Origin of the sequence: Campylobacter concisus (genome assembly GCF_050447445.1) — a bacterium.
Lineage (GTDB): Bacteria > Campylobacterota > Campylobacteria > Campylobacterales > Campylobacteraceae > Campylobacter_A > Campylobacter_A concisus_BI.
In genome coordinates, this window is the sequence record NZ_JALMFW010000001.1 from 1,467,479 (window position 1) to 1,483,906 (window position 16,428).

At 37.5% G+C, this 16,428-nt stretch carries 26 protein-coding genes; 4 read left to right on the forward strand and 22 right to left on the reverse strand.

Annotated elements, in window-relative coordinates; translation table 11 throughout:
* Positions 1-5: 5 nt before the first annotated feature.
* The 22 genes from map to rpsJ form a co-directional block, all read right to left on the reverse strand.
* Complete coding sequence (map, locus tag MTT30_RS07605) at positions 6-764, reverse strand: type I methionyl aminopeptidase (RefSeq protein ID WP_149702549.1); 759 nt, start codon at positions 762-764, stop codon at positions 6-8.
* A 1-nt stretch (position 765) separates the two neighbouring features.
* A complete protein-coding gene (gene secY / locus MTT30_RS07610) occupies positions 766-2,028 on the reverse strand; it encodes a preprotein translocase subunit SecY (protein ID WP_107953396.1) in 1,263 nt (420 codons plus the stop codon).
* Entirely contained in the window at positions 2,028-2,429 is a 402-nt protein-coding gene (gene rplO, locus MTT30_RS07615) for a 50S ribosomal protein L15 (RefSeq protein ID WP_021089212.1), read from the reverse strand. The genes secY and rplO overlap by 1 nt, the downstream gene beginning before the upstream one ends.
* A 15-nt stretch (positions 2,430-2,444) precedes the next feature.
* The gene (gene rpsE / locus MTT30_RS07620; protein WP_002941646.1) at positions 2,445-2,888 is read right to left on the reverse strand and encodes a 30S ribosomal protein S5; all 444 of its coding nucleotides are present in this window, start codon (positions 2,886-2,888) and stop codon (positions 2,445-2,447) included.
* A gap of 15 nt (positions 2,889-2,903) precedes the next feature.
* On the reverse strand, positions 2,904-3,260 hold the full coding sequence (gene rplR, locus MTT30_RS07625) for a 50S ribosomal protein L18 (RefSeq protein WP_429801536.1): 357 nt from the start codon (positions 3,258-3,260) through the stop codon (positions 2,904-2,906).
* A 10-nt stretch (positions 3,261-3,270) separates the two neighbouring features.
* Positions 3,271-3,807 carry a 50S ribosomal protein L6 gene (rplF, locus tag MTT30_RS07630; RefSeq protein WP_429801537.1) on the reverse strand — a complete coding sequence of 179 codons (537 nt, stop codon included), beginning with the start codon at positions 3,805-3,807 and terminating at the stop codon, positions 3,271-3,273.
* Between the two features lie 189 nt (positions 3,808-3,996).
* Entirely contained in the window at positions 3,997-4,392 is a 396-nt protein-coding gene (gene rpsH, locus MTT30_RS07635) for a 30S ribosomal protein S8 (RefSeq protein WP_021091129.1), read from the reverse strand.
* Positions 4,393-4,401: 9 nt separating this feature from the next.
* A complete protein-coding gene (locus tag MTT30_RS07640) occupies positions 4,402-4,587 on the reverse strand; it encodes a type Z 30S ribosomal protein S14 (RefSeq protein ID WP_002941532.1) in 186 nt (61 codons plus the stop codon).
* A gap of 1 nt (position 4,588) precedes the next feature.
* Positions 4,589-5,134, reverse strand: a complete 546-nt coding sequence (rplE, locus tag MTT30_RS07645; protein WP_002941643.1) for a 50S ribosomal protein L5 — start codon at positions 5,132-5,134, stop codon at positions 4,589-4,591.
* A 5-nt stretch (positions 5,135-5,139) separates the two neighbouring features.
* Positions 5,140-5,376, reverse strand: coding sequence for a 50S ribosomal protein L24 (gene rplX, locus MTT30_RS07650; protein ID WP_002941666.1), 237 nt, complete (start codon positions 5,374-5,376; stop codon positions 5,140-5,142).
* A complete protein-coding gene (gene rplN / locus MTT30_RS07655) occupies positions 5,376-5,744 on the reverse strand; it encodes a 50S ribosomal protein L14 (protein WP_002941516.1) in 369 nt (122 codons plus the stop codon). Before rplN ends, rplX begins: the two co-directional genes overlap by 1 nt.
* Positions 5,744-5,995 (reverse strand): 30S ribosomal protein S17, encoded by a 252-nt coding sequence (gene rpsQ / locus MTT30_RS07660; RefSeq protein WP_021091107.1) that lies wholly within the window; start codon positions 5,993-5,995, stop codon positions 5,744-5,746. Before rpsQ ends, rplN begins: the two co-directional genes overlap by 1 nt.
* Position 5,996: 1 nt before the next feature.
* Positions 5,997-6,191 carry a 50S ribosomal protein L29 gene (gene rpmC, locus MTT30_RS07665; protein WP_002941625.1) on the reverse strand — a complete coding sequence of 65 codons (195 nt, stop codon included), beginning with the start codon at positions 6,189-6,191 and terminating at the stop codon, positions 5,997-5,999.
* On the reverse strand, positions 6,178-6,603 hold the full coding sequence (rplP, locus tag MTT30_RS07670) for a 50S ribosomal protein L16 (protein WP_021091116.1): 426 nt from the start codon (positions 6,601-6,603) through the stop codon (positions 6,178-6,180). Before rplP ends, rpmC begins: the two co-directional genes overlap by 14 nt.
* A 2-nt stretch (positions 6,604-6,605) precedes the next feature.
* The gene (rpsC, locus tag MTT30_RS07675; protein WP_002941650.1) at positions 6,606-7,304 is read right to left on the reverse strand and encodes a 30S ribosomal protein S3; all 699 of its coding nucleotides are present in this window, start codon (positions 7,302-7,304) and stop codon (positions 6,606-6,608) included.
* A 1-nt stretch (position 7,305) separates the two neighbouring features.
* Positions 7,306-7,638, reverse strand: coding sequence for a 50S ribosomal protein L22 (gene rplV / locus MTT30_RS07680; protein ID WP_009295259.1), 333 nt, complete (start codon positions 7,636-7,638; stop codon positions 7,306-7,308).
* 11 nt (positions 7,639-7,649) lie between these two features.
* Complete coding sequence (gene rpsS / locus MTT30_RS07685; protein ID WP_002941639.1) at positions 7,650-7,931, reverse strand: 30S ribosomal protein S19; 282 nt, start codon at positions 7,929-7,931, stop codon at positions 7,650-7,652.
* A 2-nt stretch (positions 7,932-7,933) separates the two neighbouring features.
* On the reverse strand, positions 7,934-8,767 hold the full coding sequence (rplB, locus tag MTT30_RS07690) for a 50S ribosomal protein L2 (RefSeq protein WP_084041048.1): 834 nt from the start codon (positions 8,765-8,767) through the stop codon (positions 7,934-7,936).
* A 1-nt stretch (position 8,768) separates the two neighbouring features.
* Positions 8,769-9,050, reverse strand: a complete 282-nt coding sequence (locus MTT30_RS07695) for a 50S ribosomal protein L23 (protein ID WP_002941535.1) — start codon at positions 9,048-9,050, stop codon at positions 8,769-8,771.
* A 1-nt stretch (position 9,051) separates the two neighbouring features.
* Positions 9,052-9,666, reverse strand: a complete 615-nt coding sequence (gene rplD, locus MTT30_RS07700) for a 50S ribosomal protein L4 (RefSeq protein WP_021092445.1) — start codon at positions 9,664-9,666, stop codon at positions 9,052-9,054.
* Positions 9,663-10,241 (reverse strand): 50S ribosomal protein L3, encoded by a 579-nt coding sequence (gene rplC / locus MTT30_RS07705; protein ID WP_002941563.1) that lies wholly within the window; start codon positions 10,239-10,241, stop codon positions 9,663-9,665. Before rplC ends, rplD begins: the two co-directional genes overlap by 4 nt.
* Positions 10,242-10,261: 20 nt before the next feature.
* Positions 10,262-10,570, reverse strand: a complete 309-nt coding sequence (rpsJ, locus tag MTT30_RS07710; RefSeq protein ID WP_009295257.1) for a 30S ribosomal protein S10 — start codon at positions 10,568-10,570, stop codon at positions 10,262-10,264.
* A 257-nt stretch (positions 10,571-10,827) separates the two neighbouring features.
* Here rpsJ and MTT30_RS07715 point away from each other — a divergent pair, with 257 nt between their 5' ends.
* The 4 genes from MTT30_RS07715 (at position 10,828) to MTT30_RS07730 (ending at position 16,406) form a co-directional block, all read left to right on the forward strand.
* Positions 10,828-13,791, forward strand: a complete 2,964-nt coding sequence (locus MTT30_RS07715) for an Eco57I restriction-modification methylase domain-containing protein (protein ID WP_429801538.1) — start codon at positions 10,828-10,830, stop codon at positions 13,789-13,791.
* Between the two features lie 36 nt (positions 13,792-13,827).
* Entirely contained in the window at positions 13,828-14,922 is a 1,095-nt protein-coding gene (locus MTT30_RS07720; protein WP_429801539.1) for an ATP-binding protein, read from the forward strand.
* Positions 14,923-15,000: 78 nt separating this feature from the next.
* The gene (locus tag MTT30_RS07725) at positions 15,001-15,855 is read left to right on the forward strand and encodes a hypothetical protein (protein WP_429801540.1); all 855 of its coding nucleotides are present in this window, start codon (positions 15,001-15,003) and stop codon (positions 15,853-15,855) included.
* The gene (locus MTT30_RS07730) at positions 15,855-16,406 is read left to right on the forward strand and encodes a ribonuclease HII (RefSeq protein WP_429801541.1); all 552 of its coding nucleotides are present in this window, start codon (positions 15,855-15,857) and stop codon (positions 16,404-16,406) included. Before MTT30_RS07725 ends, MTT30_RS07730 begins: the two co-directional genes overlap by 1 nt.
* The last annotated feature ends 22 nt before the right edge of the window (positions 16,407-16,428 follow it).

Below are 16,428 nucleotides of genomic sequence, written 5' to 3' on the forward strand. Positions count from 1 at the left end.
CTATTTTATGCTTGGCTTAAAATTTCGGCTTTGCCATTAACTATCGCCATGCAATGCTCATAATGGCTAGTTCTCAAACCATCTTTTGAAGTTACTTTCCAGTTATCACTCCCTAAAACTGGCGTGCCGTCTTTTTGGCAGATCATCGGCTCTATACAAAAAACCATTCCCTCTTTTATCTTTGGTCCAGCTTTTGGGTTGTGCCCCTCAAGGTAGTTTGGAATTTCTGGCTCTTCGTGTGGCCTTTTTCCTATACCATGACCACAATATCCACGCAAAGGCACATATCCTCTACCTAGTATAAATTTCTCAAGCTCATAGCAAATTTCTTTAAAATGCATACCAGCTCTTATGAAATCTATCGCAAAATATAGTGCATCTTTTGAGCAAGCGATCAAAGCTTCATCTTCTTTTGAAATTTTACCAACCCCAAAAGTCCTAGCCGAATCGCCAAAATAACCATCTAAATTTGAGCCGATATCAACGCTAACGATATCACCCTCTTTTAGCTTGTATTCATTTGGGATTCCGTGGATCACCACTTCATTGACGCTTATGCAAGCTGCATTTGGAAAGCCATAGAGCCCTTTAAAAGCAGGTTTTGCTCCAGCAGCCCTTATCATATCTTCACAAATTTTATCTATCTCAAGAAGTGAAATTCCAGGTTTTATAATCGCAGAAACATGATCAAGAGTTTGAGCGACGATCTTATTCGCCGCTCTCATTTTCTCTATCTCAGCCGGTCTTTTTAGCGTGATAGCCATTTTATAGACCTACGGCACTTAGAGTTTGATATTTGTTTGTATAAGACTGAGCTTCTATACGCCTCATAGTATCCAGAGCGACAGAGACCACGATAAGTACTGACGTGCCACCAAAATAAAATGGAACACCCATAGTCTTTACAAGTACCCAAGGCAGTGTTGAAATGATACCCAAGTATAAAGCACCACCTAAAGTTAGCCTTCCAGCTACTTCATTTAGATAGCTAGCTGTACTCTCACCTGGTCTAACGCCTGGGATAAATCCGCCTTGTTTCTTTAAATTTTCACTTATATCTTTTGTGTTAAACACGATTGATGCGTAGAAAAACGCAAAGAAGATGATAAATAAAAATGTTAAAAAGTTAAACATATAGCCATTTGGGCTTAAAAAGTCGTTGATAGCTTGGATTACTGGATTTGTGCTAGCCTGCAAAATAGTACTAGGAAACATCAAAATCGCACTAGCAAATATCGGTGGAATAACGCCACTTAAATTTACTTTGATCGGTATATAGTTCATTATACGTTTGTTTTGATTTTCCATTATAACTTTTCTTGAGTAAGAAATAGGGATACGCCTTTCACCCATCTCGACAAATATAATAGCACCAATGGTAGCTAAGATAATTGCCAAAATAGCGATAACTGTTAGAAAATTCATCTCAGAGGTGTTTACCAAATTTATAGTTCCGCCGATTGCACTAGGTATGCCAGAGACGATACCAGCAAAGATGATAAGGCTTATACCATTGCCTATACCACGTTGCGTTATTTGCTCACCTATCCACATAAGTAGCATAGTTCCAGTTAGCATAGATACAGCAGAGATCGCGATAAATAAATTTATATCTATCATGATAGCTTGTTCGCCACCGCGCCCGCTTAAGCTTTGAAGTCCAATAGAAACGCCGATTGATTGTACAAGAGTGATAACGATAGTTGCATAACGTATAATTTGCATATATTTTTGCATACCGTCGCGCTCTTTTTTCATCTGACCTAACTTTGGAAATGTCGCTGCTAGAAGCTCCATAATAATCGAAGCTGTGATGTAAGGCATGATACCTAGAGATATGATACTTAAACGCTCAGCAGCTTTACCACTAAACATATTAAATAAGCCCAAGGCATTGCTATTGTTTGAATTAAAAAATTCTTTAATTACGTCGACATTAACACCAGGAACTGGTACATAAGCCAGTATCCTGTATGCGAACAAAAATGCCAACGTGATTAAAATCTTGTTGGTCAGTGTTTTATCCATTATTTTGTTCCGCTAACGCTAACGTTCTCGTCTTTAATCTTTGAAGCAAGAGCTTTTGCACTTGCACCGATTAGCTTTATCTTAGTAACGCTCTTTGAAATTTTATGAACGCTAGCTATTGTTGCTATTGAAATTTCAGCAAGCTCTTTTATAGCTGCAATTTTCTCGACATTAATAACATAAGGTTTTTCAAATTTAGAAGTAAAGCCTACCTTTGGAAGACGTCTTTGAAGTGGTTGCTGTCCGCCCTCAAAACCTCTTTTCTCATTGTAGCCTTTTCTTGCTCTTTGACCTTTGTTACCTTTGCCAGCAGTTTTGCCATTGCCGCTACCTTGACCACGACCTATTCTTTTGGTTGCATGAGTTGAACCTGCAGCAGGTGTTAATTTTTCTAATGCCATCTTAACTCCTTTCTCTTAGCTTTTTAGCAAACTAAGTGCTTTTATAGTAGCACGAACGACGTTTGCTGAGTTGTTTGAGCCAAGTGATTTAGTAAGGATATCCTTAATACCTGCAAGCTCGATAATAGGACGTGCACTACCACCAGCGATAACACCAGTACCCTCGCTAGCTGGGCGAAGTAGCATTCTACTTGCGTTGTATTTTACCTCTACATCGTGAGGGATAGTTGTGCCTTTGATCTTAACGTGGATAATATTTTTAAATGCGTCGTCAATTGCTTTTCTCATCGCATCTGGCACCTCTTTAGCTTTGCCATATCCAAAGCCGACTAGACCATTTCTATTACCAACAACAACTAAAGCTGTAAATCTAAATCTACGACCACCTTTAACAACCTTTGTAACCCGACCGATATCGACGATTACTTCTTCAAATTCTTCTCTATTATATTTTTCCATCGATTTTCCTTTGGGTTATAGCTTGATGCCATTTTCTCTTAAAGCTTCAGCAAATGCTGCGATAACACCATGATACAAATAGCCATTTCTGTCAAAAACTGCAACATCTATCTTCTTAGCTTTTAAAGCCTTAGCAAATTCTTTAGCTAAAGTGACCGCACCTTCTTTATTTGCTTTTATGCCTAATTTTCTACCATCAACAGCAGCTAGTGTAGTAGCTGTAATGTCGTCAATCGCTTGAACATAAATAGTTCTATTTGATTTGAAAATAGAAACTCTTGGGCAAGTTGCAACACCAGAAATTTTACCTCTGATTCTTCTTTTTCTCTTAATTCTAAGAGCGATTTTTCTTTTTAGTACTTTTGCTGTCATTTACCGCCCCTTACTTCTTAGATGTCTTGCCCGCTTTGCGGATGATACGTTCTTCTATGTATTTAACGCCCTTGCCTTTGTATGGCTCAGGTGGTCTAAATCCTCTAACTTGAGCAGCCACTTGGCCTACTACTTGTTTGTCATCACCTTTGATAGTAATAACGTTTTTCTCAACACTAGCTTCAACGCCTGCTGGTAGCTCATAGTTGATAAGGTGTGAAAAACCAAGAGAAAGCTCTAAAATTTTACCTTTTGCGGCTGCTTTGTAACCAACGCCGTTGATCTCAAGCTGGCGAGTAAAGCCCGCAGTGATACCAGTTACGATGTTGTTGGCAAGTGCTCTATATGTTCCCCAGTAAGCTCTGCTTTGGCGATCTTCGCCTTTTGGAGCAAAAACTATATGACCATTTTCTATCTTGACATCAACGTGACCTTTTGTGTCAAGCTCTTTTAAGTGATTGCCCTTTTTAAATTTTAGGACATTATTTTCAACGCTAACATCTACACCACTTGGGATAGCGATAGGCTGTTTTCCAATACGTGACATTTTTTTCCTTTACTTGTCTAGGGTGTTCCTACATTTACGAATAAACACCACAATGCCGTAAATTTTATCGTCAAATTTGACGAAACCTTCATTTGAATTTCTAAATTTAGCTTTGGCAAAATCTAAAATTTTACCAAGCTAAAATTTAACCTTAAAATCATAAGGTTAAATAGCGTTTAATGCAGTTTATTACCAAACCGTACAAAGAACCTCGCCACCAACACCAGCTTTACTTGCTTCAATACCGCTCATAACGCCTTTACTTGTGCTAACAATAACTGTTCCGTAACCATTTTTAAAACGCTTAATGTCGTCTTTGCCTTGATAAACACGACGACCAGGTTTTGAAACCCTTTTAAGCTCGTTTATAACGCTTCTGCCGTACTCATCATACTTTAAAACTACATTTATAAATTTCTTGTTACCTTCTTCGATAACGTTGTAGCTCTCCACATAGCCTTTTGCTGCAAGGATAGAAAGAGTAGCCTCAACAACTTTAGAATGAAGCAATTTCGCAGTTTCAAGCTTTCTCATACTTGCATTTCTAATGCGTGTTAATCCATCTGATATTAAATCGTTTAACATTTCTCTTCCTTACCAACTTGCTTTTTTAAGACCAGGTATTAGGCCTTCGTTAGCCATTTTTCTTAGGCAAACACGGCAAATTCCAAAATCTTTATAAACAGAGTGCGGACGACCGCAAATTTGGCATCTAGTATAGCCACGAACCGCAAATTTTGGCTTGCGTGCAGCTTTTGCTATCATTGATTTCTTTGCCATTTTACTTTCCTTTTGCAAACGGCACACCAAATAGCTCTAGCAATTTGAATGCCTCTTTATCATTTTTAGCCGTAGTAGCAATCGTAATATTCATACCATGAGTTCGTAAAATTTTATCATACTCAACCTCTGGAAACATTAGCTGCTCACTAAGACCGAAGTTATAGTTTCCACGTCCGTCAAAGCCATTTTTTGGAAGACCGCGGAAGTCTTTAACTCTTGGAAGAGCAACACTGATTAGCTTATCTAAGAAAGCATACATTTGCTCTTTTCTCAAAGTTACTTTGATACCAACAGGGAAACCTTCGCGAACTTTAAAGCCAGCAACTGATTTTTTAGCATCAGTGATAACCGCTTTTTGTCCAGCGATAAGTGAGATGGTATCAGCCATATTTTGAAGCACTTTCTGATCTTTCGCAGAGTCTCCAGCACCTACACTGATCACGATTTTCTCGAGTGCAGGGATAAGCATTGGATTTTTGATGTCAAATTCTTTTACGAGAGCTGGCTTGATAGTTTCGTTAAATTTATCTTTTAATCTACTCATATCTCTTATCCTTCAACTTTCGCGACATTTGATATGTCAATTGGCATCTCTTTATTTACGTGACCACCATTTGGAGTTTTTTCGCTTGGTTTGATAGCTTTTTTAGCTATTTTGCATCCCTCAACTATAACCTGACCTTTTTTGGCAAGAACTGCTAAAATTTTACCAGTTTTGCCTTTATCGTCACCAGCGATGATCTTAACGGTATCGCCTTTTTTGACTTTAAATTTTACATTAGCCATCATAAAACCTCCGGAGCTAGCGAAACAATCTTCATAAAGTTAGCATATCTAACTTCACGTCCAACTGGTCCAAAAATACGAGTGCCGACTGGCTCTTTTTTGCTATCAAGTATAACAGCTGCATTCTCGTCGAAGCGGATTAGCGAACCATTATCTCTTTGAACCTCTCTTTTAGTTCTTACAACAACAGCTTTTACAACCTGTCCTTTTTTGATCTTACCATTTGGAAGAGCTTTTTTAACAGAGCAAACTATGATATCGCCAAGTGTAGCGTATCTTCTTTTGCTGCCGCCAAGAACTTTTATACACATTAACTCTTTTGCACCACTATTATCAGCAACTGCAAGTCTTGTAAAACTTTGAATCATTACTCAACTCCCTTTGCCAATACAGCTTTTAAGCGAAAATTCTTGCGAGCTGAAAGTGGTCTGCACTCGATCGCAACAACTGTATCGCCTGCTCTTGTCTCATTTTTCTCATCGTGAACTAAATACTTTTTAAAGCGTTTTACAAATTTATGGTATCTTGGGTGCATAACGCGTCTTTCTACCAAAATAGTAGCTGTTTTATCTCCAGCTTTTTGTAAAACAACACCTTGAATTTCTCTTTTTAATGCCATTTTACGCCCCTTGTCTTGTTGCACTAATTGCAGTGTTGATCTGAGCTATCTCTTTACGAACAGCACTAATCTCATTAGGGTTGCTTAACTGCATAGTTTTTAGCTTTTGTCTTAAAGTAAATAAAAGCACCTTTTTCTCTTTTAGCAACGCGTTTAATTCTGCAACGCTCTTATCTTTTAACTCAGTATATTTCATTTTCACTCTCTCGCGTTACAAATTTTGATTTGAAAGGAAGTTTGTGTAAGGCCAAAGTTAGGGCTTCACGAGCTAACTCTTCGCTAACACCAGCCATTTCAAATATTATACGACCAGGTTTGATATTCATAACCCACTCTTCAACTCCAGCCTTACCTTTACCCATACGAGTTTGTAGAGGTTTTTTAGTAAGTGGCTTATCAGGGAAAACCCTTATCCAAATTTTAGCCTGTCTTTTTACATGACGAGTTAGAGCTTGACGAGCAGCTTCTATTTGGCGAGAATTTATTCTACCAGCTTCAACAGCTTTAAGTGCAAATTCGCCAGTTGCTAAAGATGCTCCACGAGTCGCATAACCACGGTTGCGACCTTTCATTTGCTTACGAAATTTCGTTCTTTTAGGCATCAACATAATTATTTACCTCTTCTTGCTCTACGTGTTTTCTTAGGTGCTTCTTCTTCAGTTTTCTCAGGCTGAACACCTTTTTGAAGAACCTCACCTTTAAAAATCCATACTTTAATACCTATGTTTCCATAAGTCGTATGAGCCTCAGCTACACCGTAATCTATCTTTGCTCTAAGAGTATGAAGCGGAACGCGACCTTCTAGATACCACTCGGTTCTTGCCATCTCAGCACCACCTAAACGACCAGCAACTGAAATTTTGATACCCTTAGCGCCTGATTTTTGAGCACCTTGGATAACTTTTTTCATAGCACGTCTAAATGCGACACGCTTTTCAAGCTGCATAGCTACGTTTTCAGCAGCAAGTTGAGCTGAAGCTTGAGCTTTTCTTTCTTCTTTGATATTTACATTTACTTCTTTGCCAATAAGTTTGCTAACTTCGTTCTTTAGGTTTTCAACATCTTGGCCTTTTTTGCCAATGATGATACCAGGGCGAGCTGCAACTACGGTTACACGAAGTTTTTTAGCCGTTCTTTCGATTAGAATTTGGCTGATTCCTGCATAATAAAGTTTTTTCTTTAAAAATGCACGAATTTTGTAATCTTCACCGATATTTTCAGGAAGACTTTGTTTGGTTGGAAACCATCTAGATTCCCAGTTGCGGTTAATTCCTAGTCTAAGACCTATTGGATTTACTTTTTGTCCCATATTATGCTTCCTTCTTTTCAGGTTTAGATACTTCTACCATTACATGAGAAGTAGGTTTGCGAATTTTGCTCGCTGTTCCTCTTGCTCTTGGTCTAAATCTCTTTAATACAGGACCAGCATCAACGCGGCAACTAGTTACTACAACCTCTTCTGGCTCAAATCCGCCATTTGCTACTGCTGAGCTAATAGCGTTTGCTATAAATTTAGCACCACGATTTGGCATAAATTGCAAGCTTGCAAGTGCTAGCTCGGCATTCATGCCTTGAACTTCTCTTGCTATAAGCCTTGCTTTTGTAGGAGAAAGTCTTACGAATTTTATAATTGCTTTACTCATATTATCTCCCCTTACTTGCCGATTTTCTTTTGCACTGAGCCTTTGTGACCCTTAAATGTGCGTGTTGGAGCAAATTCGCCAAGTTTATAGCCTATATGATTTTCTGTAACATATACAGGAATAAAGCTCTTGCCATTGTGAACGTTAAATGTTAGTCCAATCATTTCAGGTACAATCGTGCTACGTCTTGACCAAGTTTTGATTGGTTTGTTATCGTTTGCATTTTTTGCGGCAATAACTTTTTTCATTACATGATCATCTACGAAAGGACCTTTTTTGAGTGATCTTGCCATCTCTATTTTCCTTTCCTTCTTGAAATTATAAGCTTATCGCTAGCTTTTTTACGGCGAGTCTTAGCACCTTTAGTTGGTTTACCCCATGGAGTAACTGGGTGACGGCCTGAATTTTTCTTACCTTCACCACCACCGTGTGGGTGATCAACTGGGTTCATAGCAGAACCACGTGTTTGTGGTCGGATACCGCGGTGGCGATTGCGTCCAGCTTTACCGATAGTAATGTTGGCCCAATCTTCGTTGCCAACTACACCAATACTTGCCATACACTCAGCTAGTACTTGTCTCATCTCGCCGCTTGGCATTCTTAAGATAACATACTTCTCTTCTTTACCCATTAGCTGAGCATAACCACCAGCTGAACGAGCTATCTGAGCGCCTTTACCAGGTTTTAGCTCTACGTTATGAACGATAGTACCAACTGGGATAAATCTTAATTTCATAGCGTTACCTGGTTTAATATCTAGTGAGCCCTCATCGATAGATGCGATAACGTCACCAACATTTAGGCCATTTGGTCTAATGATATAGCGCTTTTCACCATCTTTGTAAGCTATAAGAGCGATACGGCAGTTTCTGTTCGGATCGTATTCGATCGCTTCAACTTTACCTTCTATACCAAATTTGCGACGCTTGAAGTCGATGATACGATAAAGCTTTTTTGCACCTGCTTCTTTATGTCTTGAAGTTATACGACCATTGTTATTTCTACCGCCAGATGCAGGTAGTTTAACAAGCAAGCTTCTAACGCTTGGTTTAGCTGTTATATCTTCAGAGCTTAGTCCAGTGATATATCTGCGACTAGGTGTATATGGTTTATATGATTTTATAGCCATCTTACGCCTCCGTATTTTCTAGGCTTACGCCTTCAGGTAACTTAACGTAGAATTTCTTTATCTCGTCACGTTGGCCTGCTCTTCCTCTAAAACGCTTAACCTTGCCGCTAATTCTAAGTGAATTTACGCGAACAGGCGTTACTCCAAAATACTCTTGTAAAACTGCTTTTAAGCTGTTTTTTGTAACTCTTGGTGAAGTCTGGATAACAACAACGCCTTGTTCTTGAAGGCCTAGAGTTTTTTCTGTATAAATAATTGTTTTGATATCAGTTATATCCGCCATTTTAGCCCTCTTTTGTTATAGTTTTTAGTGCAGCTTTTTCAATGATAACCGAACTAAATGTAGAGACAAGATAAGCATTTACCTCATTTGCATCTACTACATAGCAGTTTGCTAAATTTCTAAAAGCAAGTAGTGTTTTATCGTCTAGTAAATCTTTAACGATAAGCGCGTCTTTTACTTTTAAATTTTTGATGATATTAGCTGCATCTTTTGTCTTTCCAGACTCGATTGAGATGCTATCTACTGCGAAAATTTTACCATCTTGTGCTTTTACTGCCAAAGCGTACTCAAGAGCTAGTCTTTTTTGTTTTTTATTGACTTTTTGAAAATAATTTTTCTCGTTTGTTGGACCAAATGCAACTGCACCGCCTACCCAAACGTTAGTTCTAGTCGAACCTGCTCTTGCACCACCACGTCCTTTTTGTCTCCATGGTTTTTTACCACCACCGCTTACAAAAGCACGGCTTTTAGTATGAGCCGTATTTGCTCTTATACCAGCAAGGTAAGATTTTACATAAAGATATAGGTTGTGCGGATTTACTTCAGCGTAGCTTGCAGGAAGCTCTAACTCGCCTGAATTTTCAAATTTATCGTTTAATACGTGAATTTTACTCATTTTACAATCCTTATTTTACCCATTGCACCATTGTGACCAGGAACGCAACCTTTTACAACTACAATGCCATTTTGAGCGTCAAAACTTATTAGCTCGTTTTTAACAGTAACTTTCTCATTGCCCATGTGTCCTGCCATTTTCATACCTGGCTGAACACGACCTGGCCATTCGCAGTTACCAATTGAACCGTGGCGTCTATGGAAACGTGAGCCGTGGCTTTTTGGACCACCACCGAAACCATGTCTTTTTACCACACCTTGGTAGCCTCTACCTTTTGAGTTAAAACTAACTTTTAAAATTTTAGCCTCATTTAATGGTGTAAAGTCTAGGTTTCCAACTTCGCTATTAGCTACTTCAAGCGTAGCAAATTTGTTAAATTCTGCAGTCAGATTGTATTTCTTTTGCTGACCAGCGATAGCTTTGTTGTTTGCTTTAGTGTGGGCATACGCTACGATAGCACGTTTGTTTTCGTCGATCTCACATACTTTAGCCTCAACTAGCTTAAGTAGTGTAACTGGCGTACTCTTCGTGGCAATCGTTCTACTCATACCTATTTTTTCTACAATATATTCCATACTCTTATCCTTTTGTCCGCTTACTTCATCGCACGAACTTCGACATTAACTTCTGGAGCTAGGTCGAGTTTTGTTAAGCTATCTACAGTTTCTGGAGTAGCAGCTACGATGTCAAGCATACGAGCGTGTATTCTCATCTCAAACTGCTCACGTGAGTCTTTGTTGATGTGTGGAGATTTTAAGACTGTATAGCGTTTGATCTTTGTAGGCATTGGTACCGGGCCACGAACGTCGGCACCTGTTCGTTTGACAGCTTCTACGATTGCTGCAACAGTGCGGTCTAGAACTCTATGGTCGTAAGCTTTTAGCTTTAACCTGATTCTTTCCATGTGTTTTCCTTTAAAAAGAACTTGTCGCAAACTCGCGACCTCTTTACATCAAAATAACCCGCATAGGATCAAGCGATCGTACGAGCAAAGACGCTTGTCTTTTCGTAAAGAGAACGCGATTTTACAAAAAAGCTATTATAGTTGTCAAGAAAAACGTTGTTTTTTGATGAATTTTGATTAATTATTTCCTTTTAATAAGGAAGATATAAAATTTAAAAAGATAAGATTCCAAGAAATTAAAATTTTAAAGAGAAAAGATGCCGATCTTTAATTCAAAATTCTTATTAACTCAAGAACAAGACAAGGAGAAGCTTAAAAAGCGTTATATAAATTTACAAATATATCAGTCAAAAGCTAGCGAAATTAAGAGTTTCAAGGAAGAAAAATTTCAAACGCAGTTTCTAAAAGATATCTTTGAAAACTGCCTTGGCTACACTTTGGACACTACTAATCCTACAAATTTCAATCTTGAGCGTGAAAAAAAGAACGAAACTGACGGCAAAAAGGCAGACGGGGCGATACTGATAAATGGCGAAGTTAGATGCGTGATCGAGCTAAAAGATCAGACCACACAGCATCTTGATAAAACCCCGTCCAACCGCGAGCTTAGCCCGGTAGATCAAGCTTTTCGCTATTTTATCTCGCATGAAAATGCCAAATATGTCGTTGTTTCAAATTTTAACGAATTACGCTTTTACATCGGCAATAAAACAACATTTGAAAAATTTGACCTTTTTACAGCAAACTTTGACGAGTTTAAAAGACTTCATTTACTGCTTAGCTTTGAGAGCATTAGCACGGATCTGCCGCTAAAGCTAAAAGAGAAATTTGCCACTCACGAGCGTGAAATTTCAAACAAATTTTATAAAGACTTTAGCGCATTTAGGCTCACTCTTTTTAAAAATATTTGTAAAAACAATGCTAGCATTGATAAAAATAGGCTTTTAAGTCTTACGCAAAAACTATGTGATAGGTTTGTCTTTATACTATTTGCCGAAGACCGCGGACTACTAAGACTTCGCACGATAGCCGAGATAAAAGATAAATTTCAAAATCAAGTTACCGAGCTAAGCTTTTATGACTTTTACAAAATTTACTTTAAAGCCATTGATGAAGGCAGTGAACGTCTTGATATTAAACGCTACAATGGCGGACTTTTTGCCACAGATACTGAGCTTGATGCACTAAAGATAGACGATAGCGTGCTTGAAGCGCAGTTTTTAAGCGACTATGACTTTTTAAGCGACATCGGTGTAAATATCCTAGGACATATCTTTGAAAGCTCACTAAACGACCTTGAGGAGCTAAATGCGCAAATACATGGCAATGAATTTGATGCCAAACAGAGCAAACGCAAAAAAGATGGCATATTTTATACGCCAGAGTTTATAACAGAATTTATAGTTGAAAATTCGCTTGGTACGCTTTGTAAAGCCAAAAAAGATGAGCTAGGGCTTGATCTAAATGAGCTATTAGCACCCAAAAATCCCAAAAAATTAACCAAAGCAGAAAGTGAGATCAAAGATAAAATTTATGCTTACCGCGAGTGGCTTTTATCCCTTAAGATACTTGATCCAGCTTGTGGCTCTGGTGCGTTTTTAAATCAAGCTTTAGAATTTCTCATTAGCGAGCATGGCGCATTAGACACTTACCGCAAAGTATATGAGGGCGAGGGCTTGGGACTTTACGATATAGAAAGCACTATTTTAGAAAATAACCTTTACGGCGTAGATATAAATGCCGATGCAGTCGAGATCGCCAGACTATCTCTTTGGCTCCGCACAGCTGCCAAGGGACGAGTTTTAACAGATCTTAGTAAAAATTTAGTAGCTGCAAACTCGCTTTTAGAATTTCCTTTTGACTTTAAATTTGATGTCGTTATCGGCAATCCGCCCTATGTTAGACAAGAGGCGATAAAAGAGCAAAAGCCAGCTCTACAAAAATATAAAGTTTATAGCGGCACGGCTGATTTGTTTGTCTATTTTTATGAGCTTGGCATTACGCATCTAAAAGAAAGTGGGCTTTTAGGTTTTATATGTTCAAATAAATTTTTCCGTGCCAGCTATGGTGAAAATTTACGTAAATTTATATTAGAAAATACGCAAATAACAAACATTATTGATTTTGATGGGGTTAAAGTTTTTGAAGATGCGAGCGTAGATAGTGCGGTTACTATTTTTAGAAAAATAAGAGCTGGTGAAAATTCAAAATTTGATTTCCTAGCTTCAAGCACCATAAATTTAAAAACGCAAAAATTTATCAAAATACCACAATCCACACTAAACGAAACAAATTTCACTTTCCTTGATAAGAGCAAATTTGAGCTAAAAAGCAAGATCGAAAAAGTCGCAAAGCCATTAAAAGATTGGGGTGTAAATATTAATTATGGTGTCAAAAGTGGGCTAAACGAAGCTTTCATTATTGATAGCGAAACTCGTGATAAAATTTTAAGCACTTGCATTGGGGACGAAAGAGAACAGACGCAAAAGCTCATTAGACCGATCTTAAGGGGTCGAGATATAAAGCGTTATGACTATGAGTGGGCTGGGCTATGGCTCATAAATATCCATAATGGATATGGCACCGAGCCTCGCATCAATATAGATAATTTTCCTAAACTAAAACTATATCTTGATAAATTTGAGCCAAAACTTTCCAAGCGCTCTGATAAAGGAGCCACGCCTTATAATCTACGAAACTGTGCATATTTGGAGGAATTTGAAAAAGAGAAAATTTTATGTGCAAGAATGGTGCAAAGCCCAAAATTTGCTTACGATACAAATAATAATATTCCAGACAATACTGCATATTGTATAACTGGCGAAAATTTAAAATTTTTATTAGCTTTTTTAAATTCAACAGGTGTTTATAAAATTTTCAACTTTTTCTATGCCGGAGGTGGACTTGAAGGCGAAATAAAAATAAACCGCTTAGAAATTTTGCCTATTCCCCAAATAACGCCGCAAAATGAAAATTTAGCAAACGAGATAATAAATTTGGTCGATGAAATTTTAAAAGCCATTGAAAAAATCAAGCTTTACGAGAAGCATATGCCTACTTTAACTCTTGATGAAAAGCTAGAAGCCAAAGAAAATATCGACGCGCTAAACGATAAAATCAAGGCAAGTGACGAAAAAATGGACAAACTTGTTTTTGAGCTTTATGAACTAACAAGCGATGAGATCGCGCTTATAACAGGGGGGGGGAAATTGACGGTATAGTAAAAATTTACATATGCATCTTACAAAGGGGAGAAAATGAACCAATTAGAGCTTTATTACAATCAGCCGCTTAAATCAAGTAAATTTATCCCCAGAAAATACGAAATCATCTCGCCAAAAACGCTTATAATAGGCGCCATTTCAAGTGGCAAAACAGCCCTTGTTTATGAGTTCTTGAGTCGTTATAAAAGCGAGGAGAGACTTTATGTAAATTTAGGCGATCTAAGGATAGACAGAGCCTTGCTTTTAGCAAATTTGAAAGAATTTTTAGAAAAAAATACCCAGATAAAGGTGCTCGCAGTTGAAAATTTACAAGCTGCTGACCTTGCAAATTTAGACTTTTTAAAGGGCGCAACACTTGAAAATATCATCCTTACAAGCAAGGAATTTTCACTCACGATTGACGGCTTTGCTCGCATAAATTTAAACTATCTCGATTACGAGGAATTTATACTATTTTTTAAGAAGAATTTGGACCAAGACCTACTGTTTAGCTACTTTTTGGCTCACGGCAACGAGATAGCAAGTGCCTTTTTAGACTCCAGCGAGGTCACAGCTCACTTGCAACAGCTTTTAAGAGCAAATTTAAGCGAGCAAAGCATTGCGATTTTAAAAGAATGTGCTCAAAAATGCCACGATGTGCTTAGTACTTTTGGTATCTACAAAAACCTAAAAGAGCAGATGAAAATTTCAAAAGATAGTGTCTATAACACAGTAGCCAGCCTTAATGAAAATGGCTTTATAGAATTAGTACCAAATTTAGATGAGAGCAGCACGAGCAAAAAGCTCTACTTTACAAATTTTGCACTTCGTAACGCTTTGTATCTAAAAAAGGATTTTTTAGCTGTCTTTGCAAATGTCATTTTTTGCGAATTGCTTAAATTTAAAGATGAAATTTACTACACAAAAGAGATTGATTTCTTCCTTAATAAAAGGAAGATCGCGATCATTTGTGTACCGTTTTCTGCACCAGAGATCATCTTTTTAAAATTTAAAAAACTCCACGCAAGCTTAAAAGAGCTAGGCGTTAGTAAACTTCAGATAATCAGCGTCGCAAACCAAGCTGAGCTTAGCTTTGAGGGCATAAAATGCGAAATTTTGCCATTTTCTAGGTGGAGTCTAGGTTTATAAATTTAAATCTTTATTTGATTATTGTTTTAAAAGCTTAAAGTAAAGAAGCTATAATCAAAAAAACTATGAAGGACGGACATGAGAGTATTTATTGGGATTTTTATACTTATAGTAAGCCTATTTGGCTATGAGATAAATCACGAAAACTGGGCAAAATTTTATAAATTTATTGGTGAGGCAAATGGTATAAAATTTGAAGTTTATATGAACTATTTTAAAGATGAATTTGAAAATTTTAAGCAAAGTAAGAGCTTTAAAGTGCCGGCCAAGATAAGCGGACATATCTTTTTTGATGGTACAAAATATGACTACGAAAAAGGTAATCTTGAGCAAAATAGCAGTGAAATTTCATCGCTAAATGCTGTATCTGATAAGATAAATTTAGACGTTAAAAATGAAAATGGTGAGCTAAAGGGCAAAATAATCGTTAAAAACAAAGCCTATAATGCAACTATCAAAAAAGAAAAAGAGTATGAAATGCTAAATATTGGCATCCAAATGATCGAAGCAAATGGCACGAGATACGAAGCTATAATTAACGATATATTTGCCAAAGAATCGGCTAAAAAAAATAAAAATAAATTACTCTCGACACTTTATGACCTAAAAAGCGAGCGTAAAAAATGGCCAAATAACCAATTTGAAAGCCTAGATAACATCTACTATATAAATGACAGAATAAAAAGTATCTGCACCTATAAAAATAATAAAACTAGCTGCGATGTCGTCTTGCTTAAAACCAACAAAAAGCTAAAGTTAAAGCAGATTTTTAAAGATATGAACGACCCTCATCTAAAAGCAATCCTCGCAACAGCAGGTGTTAGTGAAAATTTTGTACTTTCGCCGCTTGGGCTTACCTTTTTAAATGAGGAGCAAATTAGCGTGCCACTTGATGAGCTAAGACCTTACTTTAGCGATGAAATCGGACTTTAATGGCAAAAATTTGTGGCATAGATGAGGCTGGACGTGGGGCTTTAGCTGGGCCTTTAAGCGTAGCGGCCTGCGTGCTAAATAAAGAAATTTCAGGTTTAAACGACTCCAAAAAACTAACTGTAAAAAAGCGTGAGGAGCTTTTTAAAGAGATCATAAAAAGCTCAAATTTTCTCATCATCTACTTCTCAAATGCGCAAATAGACGAACTTGGGCTAAGCGAGTGCTTAAGACGAGCGCTCAAAATTTTTAAGGCGCACTTTGAGGGTTTTGAGATTATTTATGATGGAAATTTAGACTATGGTGTTGGTATCACAACGATGATAAAAGCTGATAGCAAAGTCGCTGGGGTAAGCGCTGCTAGCATATTAGCAAAAGTTAGCCGTGATAGTTTAATGAAAGGCTGGGATAAATTTTACTCAAAATATGGCTTTGCTGGGCACAAAGGATACGGCACAAAGGCGCATTTAGATGCCATTGCCAAGTTTGGCTATTCAGGCCTTCATAGAAAAAGCTTTGTAGTAAAATCTTTTGAAAAATCTCTATTTGACTAAGATTAATTATCTAAGCATCAAA

Excerpts from the sequence above, each read along its gene's own strand:
- MTT30_RS07640 (WP_002941532.1), bottom strand. The coding sequence starts at position 4,587 with ATGGCAAAGAAATCAATGATAGCAAAAGCTGCACGCAAGCCAAAATTT.
- rpsH (WP_021091129.1), bottom strand. The coding sequence starts at position 4,392 with ATGTTAAACGATTTAATATCAGATGGATTAACACGCATTAGAAATGCA.
- rplE (WP_002941643.1), bottom strand. The coding sequence starts at position 5,134 with ATGAGTAGATTAAAAGATAAATTTAACGAAACTATCAAGCCAGCTCTC.
- MTT30_RS07720 (WP_429801539.1), top strand. The coding sequence starts at position 13,828 with ATGAACCAATTAGAGCTTTATTACAATCAGCCGCTTAAATCAAGTAAA.
- rpsS (WP_002941639.1), bottom strand. The coding sequence starts at position 7,931 with ATGGCAAGATCACTCAAAAAAGGTCCTTTCGTAGATGATCATGTAATG.
- MTT30_RS07730 (WP_429801541.1), top strand. The coding sequence starts at position 15,855 with ATGGCAAAAATTTGTGGCATAGATGAGGCTGGACGTGGGGCTTTAGCT.
- secY (WP_107953396.1), bottom strand. The coding sequence starts at position 2,028 with ATGGATAAAACACTGACCAACAAGATTTTAATCACGTTGGCATTTTTG.
- MTT30_RS07725 (WP_429801540.1), top strand. The coding sequence starts at position 15,001 with ATGAGAGTATTTATTGGGATTTTTATACTTATAGTAAGCCTATTTGGC.
- rplV (WP_009295259.1), bottom strand. The coding sequence starts at position 7,638 with ATGAGTAAAGCAATTATAAAATTCGTAAGACTTTCTCCTACAAAAGCA.
- rpsJ (WP_009295257.1), bottom strand. The coding sequence starts at position 10,570 with ATGGAAAGAATCAGGTTAAAGCTAAAAGCTTACGACCATAGAGTTCTA.
- rplO (WP_021089212.1), bottom strand. The coding sequence starts at position 2,429 with ATGGCATTAGAAAAATTAACACCTGCTGCAGGTTCAACTCATGCAACC.
- rpsE (WP_002941646.1), bottom strand. The coding sequence starts at position 2,888 with ATGGAAAAATATAATAGAGAAGAATTTGAAGAAGTAATCGTCGATATC.
- rplF (WP_429801537.1), bottom strand. The coding sequence starts at position 3,807 with ATGTCACGTATTGGAAAACAGCCTATCGCTATCCCAAGTGGTGTAGAT.
- rplR (WP_429801536.1), bottom strand. The coding sequence starts at position 3,260 with ATGACAGCAAAAGTACTAAAAAGAAAAATCGCTCTTAGAATTAAGAGA.
- rplC (WP_002941563.1), bottom strand. The coding sequence starts at position 10,241 with ATGGAATATATTGTAGAAAAAATAGGTATGAGTAGAACGATTGCCACG.
- MTT30_RS07715 (WP_429801538.1), top strand. The coding sequence starts at position 10,828 with ATGCCGATCTTTAATTCAAAATTCTTATTAACTCAAGAACAAGACAAG.
- map (WP_149702549.1), bottom strand. The coding sequence starts at position 764 with ATGGCTATCACGCTAAAAAGACCGGCTGAGATAGAGAAAATGAGAGCG.
- rpsQ (WP_021091107.1), bottom strand. The coding sequence starts at position 5,995 with ATGGCATTAAAAAGAGAAATTCAAGGTGTTGTTTTACAAAAAGCTGGA.
- rpsC (WP_002941650.1), bottom strand. The coding sequence starts at position 7,304 with ATGGGACAAAAAGTAAATCCAATAGGTCTTAGACTAGGAATTAACCGC.
- rpmC (WP_002941625.1), bottom strand. The coding sequence starts at position 6,191 with ATGAAATATACTGAGTTAAAAGATAAGAGCGTTGCAGAATTAAACGCG.
- rplB (WP_084041048.1), bottom strand. The coding sequence starts at position 8,767 with ATGGCTATAAAATCATATAAACCATATACACCTAGTCGCAGATATATC.
- rplN (WP_002941516.1), bottom strand. The coding sequence starts at position 5,744 with ATGATTCAAAGTTTTACAAGACTTGCAGTTGCTGATAATAGTGGTGCA.
- MTT30_RS07695 (WP_002941535.1), bottom strand. The coding sequence starts at position 9,050 with ATGGCGGATATAACTGATATCAAAACAATTATTTATACAGAAAAAACT.
- rplD (WP_021092445.1), bottom strand. The coding sequence starts at position 9,666 with ATGAGTAAAATTCACGTATTAAACGATAAATTTGAAAATTCAGGCGAG.
- rplP (WP_021091116.1), bottom strand. The coding sequence starts at position 6,603 with ATGTTGATGCCTAAAAGAACGAAATTTCGTAAGCAAATGAAAGGTCGC.
- rplX (WP_002941666.1), bottom strand. The coding sequence starts at position 5,376 with ATGGCTAATGTAAAATTTAAAGTCAAAAAAGGCGATACCGTTAAGATC.